The organism is Acinetobacter lactucae, from assembly GCF_013344765.1.
Classification (GTDB): domain Bacteria; phylum Pseudomonadota; class Gammaproteobacteria; order Pseudomonadales; family Moraxellaceae; genus Acinetobacter; species Acinetobacter lactucae_A.
In genome coordinates this window covers 1-910 of sequence record NZ_JABVBF010000360.1, presented here as the reverse complement: position 1 = coordinate 910, position 910 = coordinate 1, and the positions used below count along the sequence as shown (strand labels likewise).

Genomic DNA, 910 nt, shown 5'->3' with positions numbered 1-910 from the left:
AATTAAGAAGGTTTTTATTGTTTAAATAAAACATGTATTTTAAATAAATTATATTAAAACACTCAGAATTAAAAGTATATTAAAATGGTTGGTAATATAAAATAATCTTGATTAATATAGTTGGAATTAAAACCTATTAAAATAGTTGGTTAATATATAATTTTATTTAAAACAGTTATTTGAAAATAAATATTAAAATAATTTTATAATGAGTATTGCAAGGTTTTAAAATAAGTGTTTATTATAAATATAAATAAGGTTGGAGATATTAAAGTGTTCAAAAAAGCTTTGGTTATTGCATTAATGGGGATGTCTTCTTTTACTTTTGCTGGTAACTGGCAAGTGAAATTTGGTGGTAGTGCTATTGCTCCATCAGAAGATACAACAACGGCTTTGGGTGTGGTAAAAGCAGACAATGAATATGCATTTACCCCATCGATAGAGTATTTTTTTGGCCAATCACCATTTTCGGCAGAATTATTATTAGCAGCCCCAGTTAATCATGATGTTTTGTTAGATGGAAACAAGGTAGCGCGTATTAAACAGTTACCACCAACAATTACCGCGAAATACCATTTTAAAAACTCTACACGTTTCACACCATATATTGGTATTGGTGCTACAGCATTTATTCCTTGGGACGAGCAAGGTGTTGCTGATAAAGTAAAAGAAGATTTTGGTGTGGCAGGACAAGTTGGGTTTAATTTCCAACCTGCTGATGCTAAAAATTGGGGTGTATTTGTAGATGTTCGTTACGCTGATATTAGTCCGGAAGTTACTTTAACAAATGGCGCTAAATTTGATCTAGATATTAATCCTTTTGTTTACACTCTAGGTTATAGCTATAAATTTTAAGCATAATAATAAATAGAAAAAATATAATAATAAACCTAGACTCAGGCACCTCACA

The 910-nt window shown here is 29.8% G+C and carries 1 protein-coding gene; it reads left to right on the top strand.

The genetic code is table 11. The features are described from left to right. Positions 1–273: 273 nt before the first annotated feature. Positions 274–855, top strand: a complete 582-nt coding sequence (locus HUN22_RS17320) for an OmpW/AlkL family protein (RefSeq protein WP_174731977.1) — start codon at positions 274–276, stop codon at positions 853–855. Positions 856–910: the final 55 nt, after the last annotated feature.